Source organism: Levilactobacillus andaensis (assembly GCF_016861695.1).
Lineage (GTDB): Bacteria > Bacillota > Bacilli > Lactobacillales > Lactobacillaceae > Levilactobacillus > Levilactobacillus andaensis.
On the sequence record NZ_BOLP01000016.1, the window covers coordinates 21057 to 36307 of the forward strand.

The following is a 15251-nucleotide window of genomic DNA, read 5'->3' on the forward strand; positions in this document are numbered from 1 at the left end:
TTTGTTTGAAGAATATGTTGCTTATAAATGCGTGCGTATGGCCTTCGCCTTACCGGCCGCCAGATATGGGCTGGAACGGTGCGGACGCAACTTGAAGCCTCGAAAAGCGCGAGTCTACAAGGTTGGTCTTCTGCTAGGCCGGCGAAAAAACATCGCCGACCAAGCAGAACGACGCGCCTGAGCCCATATCTGGCGACCTCTCGGCTTACACAGTGCTCTTAAACGACGAAGGCAATGACTGTAACAGTCGCTATCGATTGGACCGAAAGCGCTAAGTTTCCATGTTTTCCGACTGTTGTCGTGATAAAACCCAATCGAGCCGGAGGAGGACAGGGATGCAGCCAGCCGTGGTAATATTGTGAGCTGGCCAATGGCTAGCTCACAATATGGGCGACTTTGAAGACGCGTGGTCTTCGTGGCTTCAAATCGAGCGAGAAGACTGGTGCTTTTCCAGGCTGAAGCGTCCCCACAGCAGGCGGAATCCCTGGCAGCCGGAGTGCGGAAAATTCACACTAATTTAATGTTGCGAATACTTACCGATACTGGGATAAAACAGGCATTTCATCTTGCAACCTTCAGGTTAACCACTTGTTATCCTTTGCAATCTTAATCGCCTCTAAGCGGTTGTGGACACCTAGTTTGCTGAAAATGGCTGACAAGTAGTTGCGCACCGTGCCCGCAGAGAGGTATAGGTTAGCCGCAATCGTCTTCGTCGGTAATCCCTTATCGGCTTCCGTTAAAACGGCCAGTTCGCGATCGGTCAATGGATTCGTGGCGGCCGAAAACATATTAACCACCAATTCAGGTGCATAGATTGTCTTGCCCTGCATGACCTGCCGAACCGTATCAATTAGGTCGTCACTCGGACTATCCTTTAACAAATAGCCGGCAACTTGCGCTTTGACGGCGCGCTCAAAATAAGCCTGCTGGGCGAAAGTCGTCAAGATCACCACCTTGGTTTCCCAGTCTGCGACCTGCAAGTGATCCGCAACGTCCAGTCCTGACATCCCCGGAATTTCAATATCTAAAATGGCTACCTGTGGCCGTAACCGTTGCAAATCGGCCCACGCCATCTTACCATCACGAGCACTGCCGATCACATGTAAATCATCTTCTAGCTCTAAGAGTTGTGTCAACGCGGAGTTCAACATGCTTTGGTCCTCGGCTAAATATAGCGTAATCAATTAACCGTTTCCTCCTTTGGTAAGCTCAGGGTCACACAGGTCCCATGGGGTTGCGCTTCAATGGCAAACGTCCCGTGCGCGTTCAGCATGCGCGACCGCATGCCCTGAATTCCGTTTGCATTCGGTCGACTGAGCTTCCCACCCTTGCCGTCATCTTGTAATTGAACGTCATACCCCTGGTCGGTCTGCTGAAAGGTCAAGTAGACGTTACGGGCCTGTGCGTAGCGAATGACGTTGGTAATGGCTTCAACGAGGGTATCCGCAAAAACGCCCTGTACACTCGTTGGCCATTGAGTGGCCGCTGCCTCACCAGTGGTTGTTAGCCCAACGTTGGCTGCCACTAGGTTACGACTCTGATTGAGCAACATCTCACTCAGCGATTGTTGGTGCAAGTCATTCACGATCGACCGGACTAGCTGTAGATTTTGCCGGCTGGTTTGCTCAATATCAGTCAACTCGGCGGCGACTCGTTCGGGGGCCTTTTCCAGCAATTTCTTAGCTAGCTCCGTTTTGAGCGTAATCATCGAAAAGCTCTGACCCAAGGTATCGTGCAGGTCCCGTGCAATCCGCTCCCGTTCGTCCCGTTGAATAATGGCTTGTAGTCGGCGGTTCGTTTGTCGTAATTGCTGTTGCCGCCAAATTGACCGTGAAAACGTGTAAGCCATGATTGGGGACAGCAGCGGGAAGACTAACCCCATGACCGCCCCGTTTTGCCAACTAAAAAGCAGATGGTCCACGCCCATATCATAGATAATGCCAATCAAAATCAGCCCGTAGTAACCCGTGATGAATCGGTAAAAATATTTTTTGGGCCCGCGTCCTAAGATAAACGCGACTTGCCACCCCGGGAAAATAATCATGTAGTTGTTGGCACCCCAGATAGAAAAGAGGCCCGTGACAACTAACTCTAACGGCATTGTGATACGTCGCCACGCCGGCTGTTCAATCACCAGAATATATAGAACTAAAAACAATCCAATCAAGCTTAACCAAACCACATTTTGCCAGCCGGTTATTGGCAAGTACATCGCAATCGAATACGGCAAGTAGCCCAGCCAAATATAGCTGGACCACGTTAAGCTTTTGAATTTTTGTCGCCATTTACGCCCAAACAACCCCATCACTCCGTTTTAGTAATAACCGGACACTGACGATAACCACTAATAACAAGCTGATCATCCACGCACCGGTCCCCAAGATATCTGCTGGCACCATTGTACCATGCGTGGCGACTCGCCCCAACCAATCGTTAATAAAATAGGTCGGCATGAGTTTTCCAATTGGTTGTAACCAGTTCGGTAATAAAGCTATTGGCCACCACAAGCCACTAATAATTGCCATTGGAAAGGTAATCAGGTTGCTTAAGACGCTGAGCGTTTCGGTACGTTCAACAAAGGACATCAAAACGCCTAGTAGCATCGTGGACAGTTGCCCCAAGATGGCAATCCCCGCAATTGCGCCCCACTGCGCAACTGATAACGACACGCCATTGACACCGATGGCAATCCCACCGAGGACGACGACGGATAACATGTTCATGAGTAGACTCCAACACCCAATCGACAAATAGTAAGGGCGGATACCAGCCGGAGATAGCCAGCACCACTGCAAAACACCCGCTTCGCGATCACGTTGTAAAAACGCGGCGATACCAAACAACGCGTTGATGGTGCCACTGTAGACAATCATGCTCCCCATGTATTTTACATTAAAGCTATCGGGAACGTTGCCGGTGACCATCACCTTAGTAAATAACAAGTAAAAACCGGCGGGCATGACGATGGAGAAGAATTGAAATGAAAAATTCCGTAAAATCAGTCGCCGACCATCAAATTTAAAGCGTTCAAACCAGGCATTCATGCGAGGACCCCCTTAGTCAAATGGACAAAAATATCCGTTAATGATTCGCGATTAATGGTGAGTTGGTGTAGGTCAGCTAAAATTGGTGCTAGGGCCTGCAGCGTGGCATCGCCCGCTTCGCTACTAATTTGGAGTTGTGGTCCCGTTTTAGTGACCGCAGTGACCCCCGGTAAATCTTTAAAAGAAGAAACTGGTAACGCCGTCTGACATGTGATTTCAACCTGCTGATACTGCTGTTGTAATGCTTGAAACGTGCCTTGAAAAGCAATCTTTCCGTTCCGTAATAAGCAAATTCGATCGGCAACGGCCTGAATTTCCGGTAAATAATGGCTGGTAATCACGATTGTTTTACCGGCGGCTTTTAATTGCTGAATTCGGCGCCAGAAGGCTTGTTGCGCGTTGGTGTCCATCCCGACCGTCGGCTCATCTAAAAATAGGAGGTCCGGGTTACCGATTAGCGCGAGGGCAAAAGTCACCCGGCGCAATTGGCCGCCTGACAGTGCGGTTAAGCGTTGCTTGGCAATGGCGGTCAGGTCCAAACTTTTCAAAATAGTCGTGACGTTTAAGGCTTCGGGATACTGCGCCGCCGCTAAATATAAAACCTCTTGTACGGTAACCCCGCGAATGACCATATCATTTTGCCGCATGGCCCCAATCTTTTGCTTCGCGATTGGCGCCCCCGGTTGTTGACCAAACAATTGTAATTGTCCGTGGTTAGCCGGAAACAGGCCGAGCATTAAATTAAGTAAGGTGGTCTTACCAGCCCCATTTTCGCCGATCAGACCAATAATTTCTCCCGGATAAATCGACAGCGTAACGTCTTTTAGAACAGCATGGGTGCCGTAGCCGAACTGTAACTGCGTTGCTTGAACAATTGGTTTCATTTTACTTGCCTCCCCTATGGAATAACCTTAGTGTAGCAAGTTATCGGTTAGGCCAGTAGGCGCGTTTGTCATGACTTCGATATGACAAATGTCACTATTTGATTTAGATACAGGGTGGACCGTCAATTGACAAGCCCCATCCACTTCTAAATCTGGCTTTGACTGTGCGATTCCACTTCAAGTGTTGGAACCGAAAATCCCGCTACCGCCATTCGCACTGTCCTCGTCCCGCTTTTAGCCTCATTTCCGCCATAATTTAACCAAGTCGCAATTTCTTTCGTGGTATAATTGATTCTAATTTGACGAAGGAGACACAGTATGCACTTTAAACCTCAAAACTGGGTGGGCTTGGTCACCGGCCTCGCCATTCTCTTAGTGGCTGGCGGTCTGCTCTTTGCCTTTACTCAGCACAATGCCGTCACCGCTACCGTTGGCAATTTGAATTTGCGCGACGGCCCGGGACTGACCTACCAAGTGACCCATAAAGTTAAAAAGAATAGCCGCTTAACCATTTTAAGCGAAAAAAATAATTGGTATCATGTGCGCGATAGCCATAATCATTTTGGCTGGGTTGCCAGTTGGTTAGTTGATCATCCGGGCAATCTCAAACGGGCCACGAACCTGTCGGAAGCCACGATTGTCCTAGACCCTGGTCATGGGGGCAGCGACTCAGGGGCCCTATCGATCGACCAGAAACACGACGAAAAGACCTACACGCTGCAATTGGCAACCAAAGTAGAAAAACTCTTACGGGCTCGCGGTGCGCACGTCATCATGACGCGTTCGAGCGACAAGACCGTTAGTCTGGCGGATCGCCCAGCACTCGCCAACACCAATCAGGCCAGTGCGTTTATCAGTTTTCACTTTGACTCGGCCCCTAGCGACAACCTGGGGTCCGGGACTACCACCTACTACTATCATCGCAAGACGTCTTACGACTTGGCCAAAGCTGTCAATTCACAAATGAATGACCTCCCCCTCGCTAATCGGGGCGTTGAATTCGGTAATTTCGAGGTCATTCGCGACAACAACCGGCCATCCCTGCTGCTGGAAATGGGCTACATCAACACCAAGAAAGACTTCAATGAGATTCGCAATAGCACTTACCAGCAGCACGTGGCTACCCGTGTTGTTGCCGGTCTCAGCCAATACTTCAAGTCAGCATCTTAATTTTTAGAAAGAAGCGCGACAACATATGGAACTCACAGCGGCATGGTTAGCACAACTTCCGCTCCCACAGGTGACGGCGGCAATCCCCGTGTCCGGTGGCGACATCAACTTAGCCTTTCGTTTAACAACTTCGGAGGGACCGGCTTTCCTACTGGTTCAACCACAGACGCCAGCTAGTTTTTACAGTCATGAGGTCGCCGGACTCAAGGCGTTAGGCCAGGCCGTCAACGTGCCCGAAGTCCTTGCGACCGGCAGCATCGATGGTGACACCTACCTGGTTTTGGAATTTCTGGAAACCGGTCACGGCAGCCAATACGACCTCGGTCAAGCCGTCGCTCGGGTCCACCGCATCACGGCCCCACAATTTGGCTTTGACCAAGACAACCTCGTCGGCAAGCTGCCCAAGCACAACGACTGGCAGGACGATTGGTCGACCTTTTACTTGCAGCAACGCCTCGACCCGCTGGTTCAACGGGCCCAGCAGCATGGCCTATGGAACGAGCAACGCCAAACTGCCTACGACCGCGTCCGCCAAAACATTCTGACCGAAAATGACGGCCGCCATATCGTGCCTTCGCTGCTCCACGGTGATCTCTGGTCCGGCAACTACCTGTTCACTGACGATGGCACGCCGACCTTGATCGACCCCGACGTGCTCTATGGTGACCGCGAATTCGACATTGCCATGACCACCATTTTTGGTGGCTTCAGCGCCGACTTCTACAAGGGTTATCAGGACAGCTATCCCTTTGACGCGGGCTACGCCGACCGATTACCGCACTACCAACTTTATTATTTATTAGCCCACCTCAACCTCTTTGGTGAGGAGTATGGTGGCGCCGTTAACGAGATTTTATCTCGCGGCTAAATTAAAAAGGCTCATAGCAAGCACTCCCAATATGCGGGAAAGCTTGCTATGAGCCTTTTTTAACTGGGATACGTTGTAGTCCAACATGATAACGACTTTCACGGCTACACTCTCGGTTGCCGCAAAAAAACAACGTTAGCCGAGAGGTCGGCAGATACGGGCTCGGGTGCGTCGTTCTACTTAGTTAGCGGGTGAATTTACCCGCTGGCTTAGTAGAAAACCAAGCTTATAGACTCGGTTCTTTCGAGGCTTCAAGTTGCGTTCGCACCGTTCCAGCCCATATCTGTCGACCGGTAAGGCGATGACCTCTACTAGGCTGCTCAATTTCAACACAACAACCAGAATTTCTAAACGATTAATCCGTCATTAACCAATCCCGTAGTTCGTCGTAATTGATCACACGAATCTCTGGTTGGCTTTCATCAACAATGAGGTGTTCAGGGTCAAATAACGCCCCGGCCATCCCCGCTCTGTGGCCAACCGTGACGTCCAGATTCCGGTCACCAATCATGATTGCCGTTTGCGGGTCGACCTGATATTGCCGACACAATGCCAGCAGGCTCGTTGGATCGGGCTTGCGCGGATAGTGGTCATCCGCCGTCACGGCACCCGTGAAGTCTTGTGCGAGCCCCAACTGCTCCAACCGATCCATTGCCCGGTGATCCTTATGCGTCAGCAGAAAGTTGCGGCCACCAGCCGCTGTGATCTGTGCCAACAGCTCACCAATGCCCTGAAAGGCCTGCGCATCCTTTAATTTGGGCGCCGCTTGCAACCGATAAATTTTTTCCAAACGCTGCCGGTCGAGCTGATACTCTGCCGCGAAACGTTGCAGGGCCGTCCCCAAACTGTGTTGCCGCATCGTTTTATAAATTTCTTCACTGTCGATTTCAAAGTCGTTGACCCCGGAGGCCACGAGAGCTTCCCCAAAGGCCGTGACCATTCCCGGATACGTGTTCACTAGTGTGCCGTCAAAGTCCCAAAAATACTGCTGATAACGCATGGTTTTCCTCCTAAAAAGCGGCTAGTTTCCATCACAGAAGCTACCCGCTATTTTTAATCTTATTTGGCGTCCGTGTCGAACCAAATCGTCACTGGTCCATCATTGACTAGGTCGACCTCCATATCGGCCCCGAAGACCCCCGTGGCGACCGTGAGTCCCGTTGCCGCTAATTTTTTATTGAACTCTTCATAAAGAGCCTTAGCGTGTGTAGGTTCCCCAGCTGCCACGAAGCTCGGGCGGTTGCCCTTCTTGGTGTTGGCGTACAGCGTGAATTGGGAGACCGACAGCACGCTGCCGTGCACATCGGCTAGACTCAGATTCATCTTGTCCGCGTCATCTTGAAAGACCCGTAGCTTACTGATCTTATGCACCAAATAGTCGACCTGTTCACTGGTATCGCTATCCTCGGCAGCTACCAGTAGGAGAAAACCTTGGTCGATGGCACCGTGAACTTGGCCGTCAATGGCCACGCTGGCTCGACTGACTCGTTGAAGCAAGACTCGCATGCTAACTCACCCTTCTGACTAATTAATGGAACGCCCGCTTGACCACGTAGACGTCCGGAATATTTTTAATGTTATCCAAGATTCGTTGCAATTCTAATTGATTTCGCGTCCCCAGGCTGATGGAAATGGTGGCCATCTTGTTGTGGTCGACCTTCCCGTTGATGGACGTGAGGTACTTGGTATTGTTGTTGATGGTCCGCAACACATCGTTAAGCAAACCATTCCGATTGTAGCCTTGCACCTCGATGTCGGCGTTATAGTTGGTCTTATCGCCAGCCATATTGCCCCACCGAACCGCCACGATCCGTTCGCCGTTCTTTTCGGCGTTGCGAACGTTCGGGCAATCCTTACGGTGAACGGAGACCCCGCGGCCCTTGGTGATGTAGCCCACGATATCGTCGCCAGGAACGGGTGAACAACAATGGCTCAGCCGAATCAACAGGTTGTCAACGCCTTCGATGACCACGCCATCGGAGTCCTTGTTCTTGCGATCCTTCTTGTCATTATCATTATCGTTCTTAATCGTCTGGTGTTCTTCCAGCAATTCTCGCTCTTCACGACGGCGCCGTTCGTCTTCCGCGGCTTGCCGCACGCCTTCCGTCAACCGGTTGGCGACGCCACGTGGTTGCATGTCGCCAAAACCAATAGCAGCCATAAGGTCATCGGCGTGTTGATAGTGCATCTTCGCCGTGACGCGGTCCAAGTTTTCCTTGGTCATCAATAACTTCGGATCATAGCCCAAATCACGAATCGTCCGCTCGACGCTTTCCTGACCAGCAATGATGTTTTGTTCCCGATCCGTTTGCCGGAAGAACTGCTTGATCTTGTTCCGCGCGCGCCGTGTTGAGACTAATTTCATCCAATCACGACTGGGTCCAGCGGAACTCGAGGACGTCCGAATGTCAACGATGTCCCCATTCTTGATCTCATAGTTCAACGGTACGATCTTACCATTGATCGTTGCCCCGGTCGTATGGTGACCGACCTCGGTGTGGATGGCATAGGCCATATCCAACGGCCCGGCGCCCTTAGGTAGCTCCAAGACATCCCCCTTGGGCGTGAACGCGTACACGTGGTCGCCGAAGAGTTCACCCTTAACACTGTCCATGAAGTCCGACGCATCATCCGTGTCCTCTTGGAGTTCGATGATGTGCTTGAACAAATTCAGTTTGTCACCGGAATTGGTCTCTTGAACCTTGTCCTTGACACCTTCCTTGTAGGCCCAGTGCGCGGCAACCCCGTATTCAGCCACGGCATGCATCTCTTTGGTCCGAATCTGGACTTCGAGCGGCTTGCCCTCTGGCCCAATGACCGTGGTGTGTAGCGACTGGTACATGTTAGCTTTAGGCATCGCAATGTAGTCTTTGAACCGCCCAGGCATGGGCTTCCACTGCGAGTGAATGGCCCCGAGCACCGCGTAACAGTCCTTAATGGTATCAACGATTACCCGAATTGCGAGCAGGTCGTAAATTTGGCTAAACTGCTTGTGCTGATCCTTCATTTTTCGGTAAACGGAGTAGATGTGCTTCGGCCGTCCATAGATTTCAGGTGACAGCTTGAGATCCTGAATGGACGACTGAATATCCTTGATGGCACCCGCAATATACTGTTCCCGCTGGTCACGCCGCGAATTCATCAAATGGACGATGCGGTAGTACTGCTGCGGGTTCAGGTAGCGCAGGGAAATATCCTCCAGCTCCCACTTGATGGTGCTGATCCCCAACCGGTCGGCTAGCGGCGCGTAAATCTCAAGCGTTTCGTTCGCGATTCGCCGCTGCTTATCCGGTCGTAGGTGTTCCAGCGTCCGCATGTTGTGCAGGCGGTCGGCCAACTTGACGATCATGACCCGAATGTCCTTGGACATGGCTAGCAGGAGTTTACGGTGATTTTCCGCCAATTGTTCCCGGTTAGACTTGTATTTAATTTTCCCTAACTTGGTCACGCCATCCACAATCAGGGCCACGTCGTCGCCAAATAACTCCTGCACATCGCTCAGCGTCACGCCAGTATCCTCCACAATATCGTGCAAGAAACCAGCCGAAACCGTTTCGGGGTCCATGTTCAAGTCGGCTAGAATTCCCGCCACCTGAATGGGATGCATAATGTAGGGCTCACCGGATTGTCGCGTTTGGTCTTTATGCGCGACCGTTGCGAAATGACAGGCTTTGACCACCATTTCAACGTGTTGCGCATTCATATATTTACCGACTCTGGCAATTACTTCTTCAGCCGTCCAGACACGTTCTTTGGTCATATTGGACGCCACCACCCTTAGATTTAAATTATGATTTCACTTCAATTTTCGTTTGGGTCAACCCGTATCCCAAGTAGGACAGGCACAGGTAAACCACGGCAAAGTACAATGTATACTGTGGCAGGAACCAGTAGGCTCCCAGCACGTAGACCAGTGGCCAAATCAAGAGCCACCAGCCGGGCTGCGTGTGCCGATAGATGAATCTCCCCAACCAAATGGCCAAGCCACCATTCACTAACAGAAGCAGACCGCCAAATCGCATGACCGGACTAATATTCAGCCAGGTTGCGACTGCCGGGAGCAATAGGCCCATAACGATACCGACGAGCCAGTACCGCCACCCCAATTTATTTAAAACTGCCATCTATCTCTCACCTATCTCTCTTTATATTGCAATTATTTTAGCATGTTTCAGATGAGATTTCACCCTGTTATCTCGGTTGCTGCAGTTCCAAGACCATTGAAACCGCTGACAGAAGAAATAACGGGGCCGTTTCGGTCCGTAAAATGCGGGGCCCCAACCCAACTAAGACGGCTTGCGCGGCCTGCGCCGTTTGGACCTCGGCCGGACTAATGCCACCTTCAGGACCAAAAATAGCGAGCAGACTCTGTCCCGACTGAATGGTCTGCAATTGCTGGTTTAGCGCGCTTTGTTCGCCTTGCTTGGCCGACTCCTCGTACGCCAACAGCTTCACATCGGCTGGCTGGTCCACGACTTCTTTGAGGCTCTTGGCGAAACTGACTTCGGGCCGCCGCAAGCGATGGGCCTGTTCGGCAGCGCCGTGGGCAATCTTAGTTAGGCGCGCTAACTTTTTCGCAACTTTATTAGGCTGCCACTTGGCCACGGACCAATCCGCGGCGTAAAAAATGATGTGGTCAACGCCCAGCTCGGTCGCCTTTTGCGTGATCCACTCCGCCTTTTCCTGCTTCGGCAGGCCACATGCAATCGTGACCGCGACCGGCAGCTCGACGGTTGGCGTAGTGACGGCCGTCAGCGTGACTGTCGCGGGCTCTATCGCGTCGAGCTGACCGTGAAACAAGTGGGCCGTGTTATCCACGAACTCCGCTTCAGCACCCGGTGCGGCTCGCAAGACGGTCACCCAATGATGGGCGATCGGCGCAGGCAACGCCACGTGGTCGCCCGTCTGGTGCGCCGTTTCTAGAAAATACCGTTGCATAACCTATTCATCCTCCGTTGGCTTGTGGGCAATCACCCCGCGCCAATCCTTCATTTGTAAAATGTTATCGATAATGAAGCCTTGCTTCTCCTGTGCCGCCACGATTTCGTCCAATTTATCGGCAATAATGCCAGACGTCAGGAAGTAACCGCCAACGTTTAAATTCTCCCAGGCTTGGGGAATCAATGGCAAGATGATTTCAGCTAAGATGTTAGCCACGACCAGATCGACCGGCTGATGAATTCCCTTAAGCAAGTCATTGGGCTTAGCAACGATATCCTTGGCGACCGGGTTCAAGTCCAGGTTGGTCTTGGCCGAACGCACGGCAATGTCATCCAGGTCAAAGGCCGTGATCTGCTTCACACCCAGATATTTTGCCGCGATGCTCAGGACACCGGAACCTGTGCCGACATCGTACATGGTTTCGCCACCACGAACTACCATTTCCAGTGCCGTCATGGACAGCCGCGTGGTTGGATGCGTCCCGGTCCCAAAGGCCATCCCCGGGTCGAGGCGAATGACGTGTTCGTCGGGCTGAACGGGTTGATAGTTCTCCCAGCTGGGGCTAACGGTTAGGTAGCGCGTCACGCGAACTGGATGGTAATACTTCTGCCAAGCGGTCGACCAACTCACATCGTCGACGGCCTTGGTCGTGACAGTTCCGGGAGTCGGGTCCAAACCAAACTTCGTCAGATCACTGACTCGCTGCTTAATGGTCGGTAAGATTTCGGGAACAAAAATCGTTTCGGGATAGTAGGCACTGATTTCGGCCCCACTGGTGCGGTGCGGAATCGTCTTCAAATCGACGATTTCACCGTACTTTCCCGCCTTCAGATGGTCGTAGTCGGCTGCATCGTCGATCTTAACGCCGCTGGCCCCGGCTTCTTGGAGAATGTTGCTAACGGCTTCCACCGCTTCATTGGTGGTGATGACACTCACTTCGGTCCATTGCATGTGACTTGTTTCCTCCTTATTAATACGGTTCTTTCAATTAATTTACTAAGTAATAAAATCAGACTAGCGGTCAATTCGCCTTACCGGTCGACACTGACGAACCCATAGTAACCGTTTATCATGGCAGAGTTCAAACCACGCCGTAATCTCAGGCCTTAGACTTGAGAAGCCCTCACATCAAATCGACAACCTAGCAAATACGGCAATGACTGGCCGAACTTTCAACCTTTAATTATCAGTTTAAAGGTCGACCGCGGGGAGTGCAACAGTCACAGCTCGATTTAAGTGCTTCTATAGAAAAAGAGCCAATGATAGCCGGTCACAAAACAGGTTGACCCTTGAATTTCAGCTTGTCGAAACGTGTGCTAAAAGGCAGCCGGCTCCGCTTAAACCTGATAGCCAAACAATCCAAACCCGGGATTATTCAGCTATCAGCCTTAATGCTCACCAGCTAAGCGCCTTCTAGCTCACTCTGTTCTATAGAAAAAGAGCTAATGACAACTCAAATTGTCACCAGCTCTTCGCTAAATTAAAGAATTGATAGAACGGCCTTAAACTTTTTCGGCATCGGTCGTGTGGTCAGGGTCTCGCTGCTCGCGGGAAATGTGCGATTCTAAATAATCTAGCATATCCGCTTCGTTTTGAAAGACGCGTGGATGCTTTTGCTTGTGCAGTCGCAAATCAATCTCGTTGATTCGCTGACGGCCCGTCCACGTATGACCATAACGAATGATTACCCGATTATTGAGCGAATCTTGACCGAATTTAAATACATAAACGCTCTCTGGCGCCATCAATGGTCGAATATACGACTTTTCGTAACGATAGTTATGTTGCCGTAAAAACTCTTTGGTTCGACTCAGCATGGTAATCACCTCCTATAATGACAATCTACTCGGTTCTCAAAACATTTTAAAACCACTTCGGTTGTCCCAAACGGGTTAAAATGTATCAATAATTGATAATAGTTGATTTTGAAATGGAATGCAAGCAAAACGTTTGCTAAGGCCCACTTTTTAGGCACCAATGTAACGGATTTCAGACACCCATTGACTACTTTGAAACCACTTACAATTATAGCACACTCCCTTTTAGTTTCTGAGTAAAAAGCTAAGATTCCCGTGAAATTCTCGTCAGCGTTTTTGTTGCTTTTTATAACGTAATCGTTAAAAATAGAAGATAACCGTTATCGTTATTTAAAGGAGGAAGCACACGTGTTAAAAGAGTTTAAGGAATTCATCGCCCGGGGCAACGTCATGGACTTGGCTGTTGGGGTCATCGTTGGGGCCGCCTTCACTGCCATCGTCAAATCGCTGGTCGACAATCTGATCAATCCGCTGCTGGGTATCTTCATTGGCAACATTGATTTTTCCAATCTCGTCTTGACCATTGGCAGCGCCCATTTTAAATACGGGGCCTTTATCAACTCCGTCATTAACTTTTTGATCATCGCATTTGTCGTCTTCCTATTGATTAAATTTATCAATAAGCTGGTTCCAACCGCACCTGAGGAACCCGATGAAGATGAAGCCCCCTCGCAAGAAGAAGTTTATCTCAAGGAAATTGTAGACTTGTTAAAAGAGAAAAAATAAACCGACTCTTCGTGGGTCGCCCGCTGGTCATTGTCCTGGCGGGCGACCTTTTTGTTTGCCATCAAAATTAGCCGTGCGTAAAAATAGTCCAAATATTTTTTTAAACAACCATTCTTTACCAAAAAAGAACAAGTAGGCATTGCAAAACCATGGCTTCCCCCATAAAATTAGTGTTGGGCGTTTATTACTTACCGCTCATTGTTCACAGCTAAATCTGAAAAACTATTGATGAAGGGGGTCATCTTATTATTTGGAGTATTCTGTGGATGCTGGTTTGGGCTGGCGGCGCTTACTGGGCCTTTCGCCGACCACATCAGCACCAAAGGCGTCACCTGATTTTGGGTATTATCAGTATTATTTTAGTGTTATCTGGTGGTTTTTACGCGATTGGAACGGCTAACGCGAAGCCCCAGACGATCGTAACCACCAAAACGATTCATGTTGGTAGTCAGCGGCTGGCCAAAGCCAAGGCCGAATCCAAACGATTAGCCGCCACCGCCAGTCATCAAGACGACGCCAGCATGGCCCTAGCCGACAAGATCAGTTCGTCATCTGCCGCCTCATCTAAGGCAAGTTCTGAAGAATCCAGTCAGCAAGCGAGTCGTCGTGCCAGTCGCCAGGTTGAATCGGAACGCGCTGTGGCGGCGAGTCAAGCGGCAGCAACGTCCACGAGTCGGGCAGCGGCTGCCAGTAGCAGTAGTCATCACTCAACATCGTCTCACGCCAAGGGTGACCTCGACACGCGTAAAACGGGTAAAATCATTGGCAATCGGAATTCCAAAATTTATCATACGCCGGACCAAGCGGGCTACCACATGAATAGTAGCAACGCGGTCTACTTCCAAACGGAAGCACAGGCCAAGGCGGCCGGCTATAGAAAGGCATTACGCTAATGAAAAAGATAACAGTTTTAACGCTGGCATTGTTCAGCACCTTCGCTATCGGCGTCAGTGGTTGTGCCCCCACTAAGTCGTCGGCCAAGACCACCACGAATACTAAGGTCGTCTACGACCACTCACCAGAAAAAAAGGCCGTTAAGCTGGAGAAGGCCAACGCCGCGGAAAAGGAACGTCTATCCAGTCAAAAAGACGATATTTCTCAGCAACAAGTTTCGTACGAACACAAGCGGGCAACGACCAAATCGAAGGCCAAAAAGGTTGTGAAAAAATCTTCAACGACCCCAAAGGCTAAGACCAATCTGGCCACGTTAACCTACAGTGGGCAACAGGAGATTACCATTGACCACAATAATCCCCACTTTAGTCAGGCGCAACTTTCCACGAAAAAAGGGCCGTGGCAGACTTACCACAACCTAGACGGGTATAACCGGGTCACTGGAGCAGCGGCTCTGCTGAATCGGTCGCTGATGCCTAGTGCCAAGCGTGAGGCCTTGACGTTTGATCCCACCGGTTGGCACAACAAGCGTACCCATCATGGTTGGCTGTATAATCGTAGCCATTTAATCGGTTATCAATTTACCGGGCAGAACAATAACCCCAAGAACCTGATGACTGGGACGCGGACCTTGAACAATCCCAGCATGCTCCATAACGAAATGGACGTGGCCACTTACCTGAAATCCAGTTCGAGTCACTACGTTCGCTACACCGTCACGCCAGTCTTTAAGGGCCATGAACTGGTGGCTCGCGGTGTCCAGATGCGGGCCCAATCCGTTGGCTCAAACGCCATTCGATTTAACGTTTATATTTTTAACATCGAACCCGGTTACACCATTGACTATGCGACCGGCTATAGCCAAGCGAGCTAAGTCATCGTCCAACTGCTGAAGACGAAAAAAGCT

Annotated in this window: 16 protein-coding genes; 5 read left to right on the forward strand and 11 right to left on the reverse strand. The window is 50.6% G+C overall.

Annotated elements, in window-relative coordinates; all coding sequences use genetic code 11:
- Positions 1–575: 575 nt before the first annotated feature.
- Genes JUF10_RS11140 through JUF10_RS11155 form a run of 4 tightly spaced genes read right to left on the reverse strand, consistent with a single transcriptional unit; the run spans position 576 to position 3928 of the window.
- Complete coding sequence (locus JUF10_RS11140; RefSeq protein ID WP_203642251.1) at positions 576–1184, reverse strand: response regulator transcription factor; 609 nt, start codon at positions 1182–1184, stop codon at positions 576–578.
- Positions 1181–2305: a sensor histidine kinase gene (locus JUF10_RS11145; protein WP_203642253.1), complete on the reverse strand. Its 1125-nt coding sequence runs from the start codon at positions 2303–2305 to the stop codon at positions 1181–1183. The genes JUF10_RS11140 and JUF10_RS11145 overlap by 4 nt, the downstream gene beginning before the upstream one ends.
- Positions 2286–3044, reverse strand: a complete 759-nt coding sequence (locus JUF10_RS11150) for an ABC transporter permease (protein ID WP_203642256.1) — start codon at positions 3042–3044, stop codon at positions 2286–2288. Before JUF10_RS11150 ends, JUF10_RS11145 begins: the two co-directional genes overlap by 20 nt.
- Positions 3041–3928 carry an ABC transporter ATP-binding protein gene (locus JUF10_RS11155; RefSeq protein ID WP_203642258.1) on the reverse strand — a complete coding sequence of 296 codons (888 nt, stop codon included), beginning with the start codon at positions 3926–3928 and terminating at the stop codon, positions 3041–3043. Before JUF10_RS11155 ends, JUF10_RS11150 begins: the two co-directional genes overlap by 4 nt.
- Positions 3929–4246: 318 nt before the next feature.
- Between JUF10_RS11155 and JUF10_RS11160 the strand changes: the two genes are divergently transcribed.
- Together JUF10_RS11160 and JUF10_RS11165 are read left to right on the forward strand one after the other, a co-directional pair.
- Complete coding sequence (locus tag JUF10_RS11160; protein ID WP_203642260.1) at positions 4247–5098, forward strand: N-acetylmuramoyl-L-alanine amidase family protein; 852 nt, start codon at positions 4247–4249, stop codon at positions 5096–5098.
- Positions 5099–5123: 25 nt separating this feature from the next.
- Positions 5124–5966 (forward strand): fructosamine kinase family protein, encoded by an 843-nt coding sequence (locus JUF10_RS11165; protein WP_203642268.1) that lies wholly within the window; start codon positions 5124–5126, stop codon positions 5964–5966.
- A gap of 355 nt (positions 5967–6321) precedes the next feature.
- Here JUF10_RS11165 and JUF10_RS11170 read toward each other — a convergent pair whose 3' ends face one another.
- From JUF10_RS11170 to JUF10_RS11200, 7 genes are all read right to left on the reverse strand, one after another.
- Positions 6322–6966, reverse strand: a complete 645-nt coding sequence (locus JUF10_RS11170) for an HAD-IA family hydrolase (protein WP_203642270.1) — start codon at positions 6964–6966, stop codon at positions 6322–6324.
- A gap of 59 nt (positions 6967–7025) precedes the next feature.
- Complete coding sequence (dtd, locus tag JUF10_RS11175) at positions 7026–7472, reverse strand: D-aminoacyl-tRNA deacylase (protein ID WP_203642272.1); 447 nt, start codon at positions 7470–7472, stop codon at positions 7026–7028.
- A gap of 22 nt (positions 7473–7494) precedes the next feature.
- The gene (locus JUF10_RS11180; RefSeq protein ID WP_203642274.1) at positions 7495–9726 is read right to left on the reverse strand and encodes a RelA/SpoT family protein; all 2232 of its coding nucleotides are present in this window, start codon (positions 9724–9726) and stop codon (positions 7495–7497) included.
- Positions 9727–9754: 28 nt separating this feature from the next.
- Entirely contained in the window at positions 9755–10090 is a 336-nt protein-coding gene (locus JUF10_RS11185) for a hypothetical protein (protein ID WP_203642276.1), read from the reverse strand.
- A 67-nt stretch (positions 10091–10157) separates the two neighbouring features.
- Positions 10158–10904: a 16S rRNA (uracil(1498)-N(3))-methyltransferase gene (locus JUF10_RS11190; RefSeq protein WP_203642278.1), complete on the reverse strand. Its 747-nt coding sequence runs from the start codon at positions 10902–10904 to the stop codon at positions 10158–10160.
- Positions 10905–10907: 3 nt separating this feature from the next.
- Positions 10908–11858: a 50S ribosomal protein L11 methyltransferase gene (gene prmA, locus JUF10_RS11195; protein WP_203642280.1), complete on the reverse strand. Its 951-nt coding sequence runs from the start codon at positions 11856–11858 to the stop codon at positions 10908–10910.
- Between the two features lie 551 nt (positions 11859–12409).
- Entirely contained in the window at positions 12410–12724 is a 315-nt protein-coding gene (locus tag JUF10_RS11200; protein ID WP_203642282.1) for a hypothetical protein, read from the reverse strand.
- Between the two features lie 348 nt (positions 12725–13072).
- On the opposite strand from JUF10_RS11200, the gene mscL reads away from it, so the two are divergent.
- From mscL to JUF10_RS11215, 3 genes are all read left to right on the forward strand, one after another.
- The gene (gene mscL / locus JUF10_RS11205) at positions 13073–13450 is read left to right on the forward strand and encodes a large-conductance mechanosensitive channel protein MscL (protein WP_203642284.1); all 378 of its coding nucleotides are present in this window, start codon (positions 13073–13075) and stop codon (positions 13448–13450) included.
- A 266-nt stretch (positions 13451–13716) separates the two neighbouring features.
- A complete protein-coding gene (locus JUF10_RS11210; protein ID WP_203642286.1) occupies positions 13717–14343 on the forward strand; it encodes a sunset domain-containing protein in 627 nt (208 codons plus the stop codon).
- Positions 14343–15218 (forward strand): DNA/RNA non-specific endonuclease, encoded by an 876-nt coding sequence (locus tag JUF10_RS11215; RefSeq protein ID WP_203642288.1) that lies wholly within the window; start codon positions 14343–14345, stop codon positions 15216–15218. The genes JUF10_RS11210 and JUF10_RS11215 overlap by 1 nt, the downstream gene beginning before the upstream one ends.
- Positions 15219–15251 lie beyond the last annotated feature (33 nt).

Excerpts from the sequence above, each read along its gene's own strand:
- JUF10_RS11145 (WP_203642253.1), bottom strand. The coding sequence starts at position 2,305 with ATGGGGTTGTTTGGGCGTAAATGGCGACAAAAATTCAAAAGCTTAACG.
- JUF10_RS11150 (WP_203642256.1), bottom strand. The coding sequence starts at position 3,044 with ATGAATGCCTGGTTTGAACGCTTTAAATTTGATGGTCGGCGACTGATT.
- JUF10_RS11155 (WP_203642258.1), bottom strand. The coding sequence starts at position 3,928 with ATGAAACCAATTGTTCAAGCAACGCAGTTACAGTTCGGCTACGGCACC.
- JUF10_RS11160 (WP_203642260.1), top strand. The coding sequence starts at position 4,247 with ATGCACTTTAAACCTCAAAACTGGGTGGGCTTGGTCACCGGCCTCGCC.
- JUF10_RS11165 (WP_203642268.1), top strand. The coding sequence starts at position 5,124 with ATGGAACTCACAGCGGCATGGTTAGCACAACTTCCGCTCCCACAGGTG.
- JUF10_RS11170 (WP_203642270.1), bottom strand. The coding sequence starts at position 6,966 with ATGCGTTATCAGCAGTATTTTTGGGACTTTGACGGCACACTAGTGAAC.
- dtd (WP_203642272.1), bottom strand. The coding sequence starts at position 7,472 with ATGCGAGTCTTGCTTCAACGAGTCAGTCGAGCCAGCGTGGCCATTGAC.
- JUF10_RS11180 (WP_203642274.1), bottom strand. The coding sequence starts at position 9,726 with ATGACCAAAGAACGTGTCTGGACGGCTGAAGAAGTAATTGCCAGAGTC.
- JUF10_RS11185 (WP_203642276.1), bottom strand. The coding sequence starts at position 10,090 with ATGGCAGTTTTAAATAAATTGGGGTGGCGGTACTGGCTCGTCGGTATC.
- JUF10_RS11190 (WP_203642278.1), bottom strand. The coding sequence starts at position 10,904 with ATGCAACGGTATTTTCTAGAAACGGCGCACCAGACGGGCGACCACGTG.
- prmA (WP_203642280.1), bottom strand. The coding sequence starts at position 11,858 with ATGCAATGGACCGAAGTGAGTGTCATCACCACCAATGAAGCGGTGGAA.
- JUF10_RS11200 (WP_203642282.1), bottom strand. The coding sequence starts at position 12,724 with ATGCTGAGTCGAACCAAAGAGTTTTTACGGCAACATAACTATCGTTAC.
- JUF10_RS11210 (WP_203642286.1), top strand. The coding sequence starts at position 13,717 with ATGCTGGTTTGGGCTGGCGGCGCTTACTGGGCCTTTCGCCGACCACAT.
- JUF10_RS11215 (WP_203642288.1), top strand. The coding sequence starts at position 14,343 with ATGAAAAAGATAACAGTTTTAACGCTGGCATTGTTCAGCACCTTCGCT.